The 2855-nt window shown below is 56.5% G+C and carries 2 protein-coding genes; one reads left to right on the top strand and one right to left on the bottom strand.

Features of this window, described 5'->3' with window-relative positions:
• The coding region (locus H5P30_RS07720) for a hypothetical protein (RefSeq protein ID WP_185691015.1) at positions 1–371 on the bottom strand (371 nt) is incomplete at its 3' end.
• Positions 372–1434: 1063 nt separating this feature from the next.
• Between H5P30_RS07720 and ltrA the strand changes: the two genes are divergently transcribed.
• The gene (ltrA, locus tag H5P30_RS07715; RefSeq protein WP_185692383.1) at positions 1435–2742 is read left to right on the top strand and encodes a group II intron reverse transcriptase/maturase; all 1308 of its coding nucleotides are present in this window, start codon (positions 1435–1437) and stop codon (positions 2740–2742) included.
• Positions 2743–2855: the final 113 nt, after the last annotated feature.

Raw genomic sequence — 2855 nt, 5'->3', positions numbered from 1 at the left:
GCGCATACGGTCGATTCGGGCAAACGCTGTCGAGCCTGACAGAGGCCTCCGGTTTTGCTCGAGAGCTTTTCCTTGCCCATGGACCTCAAGGTGGCATTGATCTCCACCAACCCCGCTCGAAGAGTGCCCGATCCCATGCCCTGACTGATCATGTGCCAAACCGTAACCGCCGAAGAGAACCCACGATCGCGTTCCTTCGAACGCTTCGGAATCGATTCCAAAGGCAACGCCTCCTCGAAAACATACGGCAGTTGACCCGGAAGACCCTTCATGATCGAATTGCGACTATCCTCAAGCCTCTTGAGGGCAGATTTAGGGCTTCGCCCAAAGGCGCGGTGAAAACCGGGAAGAAACAGGTTGTTTTGTTGCACACCAAAAGCTTGCAGAATCCATCGCCTAGGGCGACCCCTGTCTGCTTTCTGGCAATACAAAATCCATGAATCCAGCCTTATCTAAGTGCCATTGACCTCCGACCCGATGAACGCCACTTACACAACGAGACCTTACCACAGAACTTTCCGATCGTGAGCTTCAAGACATCCACGGGAGAAGAGTTTTCCACCTGCAGGGAAAGTTTTGAGTTCTCTTACGAAGTCTTGGGAAAAGAGTTTTGGATACTGCATGATCCAGAGGACCCCCGCTCGATCTGTAGTCGCCGGTTACTTTGGCGTTTCCCTATCGAGTTAACCGTCTTTTTAATTGGATTCTTGCTAGTCATCGCAGATTTAGCACCCGTCATCGGCTAGCCCCCAACCAATCGGCATAGGCAACCCGATAAACGTCCCCGTGAAATCGACAACTCACAGAACTCTGGACCTCTCAGGCCGGGCCGCCTAGCCTCCACGTTAGTGCGCCAAGCGAAGCGAGGCGCTTCTTGTCCGGTGAAAGTCCGGACGTTTCAAAGTAATAACCAAACAGAAACTACCGAGTGTTGCGCTGATGTCAGCTAAGCCATTAGAAGGATTGCCGCTTTTAGAGGCGGAGCCCGATGCGTTATCCACATGGAAGCGTGTCGGGATGGCGGAACGACATCGACGAAGCGTACACAGGGAAGCATGCAGGCCGCAGGGGAGTCGCAGTCCCCGAAGGCAATTTAGCCCCGTAAAGAGTGCAGATGCGGGTGACGACGGTTTTAACGTGCGCGGAAGTCAGCACGGGCAATGCCGCAATGGTAAGGCATTGTTCGGCCCGTCGGGGTTCGAAGCCGTGGCATGCATGCAAAGAAGCGTCCTTGAACTTGGGAGGCCTGTTTGTTTCCTCTGGAAAGAGGTAGGAGGCATCAACTAACCGGAGATGCAGTCGAAGGACAAACAGGAGTCAGACTCGTTCGTATTACTCGGAGACGGTAGGGCCGATCACGGGGGGAAGGAGCGGGCTGAGCGGTTACACGGGCAAAGCGCACACGCCTCGGGAAGGACTGTCCCGAACAAGAGCGTGTCAAGCACCCTGCTCGGACTGAGAGAGAAAGCGGGGAAGGAGCCGAAGTATCGGTTTCGTTCTCTGTATCGAGAGATCAACCTGCCGATGCTGTACGAGAGCTTTTACGAGCTTCGTCGCCACGCGGCCACGGGAGTGGACGGTGTGAGCGTGGAGAACTACGAGAAGGACTTGGACGGGAATCTGCGTGGGTTGTTGGAGCGTCTGGTCGCCAAGCGGTATCGGGCCCAGCACGTAAAGAGGCGGTTTATCTCCAAGGGCGGCGGTAGGCTGCGGCCTTTGGGCATACCCGCGTTGGAAGATAAGATCGTTCAGATGGCCGCGAGCAAGTTGCTGCAAGCAATTTACGAAGCGGACTTTCTGGATATGAGTAAAGGGTATCGGCCGAAGCGGGGAGCGCGCGATGCGAGCCAGGAACTGCGCGAACGACTCGTTCTCGAACGAGTGCACTGGGTAGTGGAGGCGGACATCGAGGGGTTCTTCGAGAACGTCGATCACAACTGGCTGTGTCGGATGCTGGAGGAGCGGGTGGACGATCAAGCGTTCATTCGTCTAATCCGCAAGTGGCTCAAAGCCGGAATCCTGCAAGAGGCCGGTGAAGTGATCCACCCGGCAACGGGAACCCCGCAAGGGGGGATCATCTCGCCTGTTCTGGCCAACATCTACCTGCACTACGCATTGGACCTGTGGGTGGAGAAGGTCTTGCCGAAAGGTCTTCGGGGGGCGCACGTCTGCATGCGCTATGCAGATGACTTTGTCGTCGGATTCGAATATGGCAGCGAGGCCGAGCGGTTCTTTTCGGAACTGCCACGCCGAATGGCCAAGTTCGGGTTGAGCATGGCCGCTGACAAGAGTGCCATCCTGAGGTTCAGTCGGTGCGATCTCGAAGGCAGTGGCTGTTTTGCCTTTCTGGGATTCGAGTTCTACTGGGCTCGGACCCGCAAGGGTCGGGTCACCGTCAAACGGCGAACGTCCAAGAAGAAGTTCAGGGCTTCGCTCTCCGGGCTTAAAGAATGGATGCGGAATAACCGGAGTCGGCCTCTGAAGGAACTGGCTGTCATCCTCCGGCGTAGGTTTGCCGGTTACTTCAACTACTACGGAGTGATCGGGAACTCGGACCGCCTTTGGCAGTACTGGACTCTGGCGCGGAAGATTATCTTCCGTGCCCTGAACCGCCGCAGCCAAAGACTCAGCTACAACTGGACGGGGTTCTCCCGGATGTGGATTACCCTCGCTATCCCTAACCCTCATATCGTAGAAAAACCCTTCCAACGATCCGTCTCATGGACTCTCTCCTACAGATGAAAGCCTCCCGGTCCACTCCACTGCGCGACCGCTCAGAGGAGCCCTGTGCGGTAGTCCCGCACGCAGGGATCTGCGAGGGGGCCGTCCGGCAACGGACGGTCCTACCTTGATGC

The organism is Puniceicoccus vermicola (assembly GCF_014230055.1).
Lineage (GTDB): Bacteria > Verrucomicrobiota > Verrucomicrobiia > Opitutales > Puniceicoccaceae > Puniceicoccus > Puniceicoccus vermicola.
The sequence above is the reverse complement of the archived record's forward strand: the minus strand, read 5'-3'. Positions and strand labels throughout refer to the sequence as shown.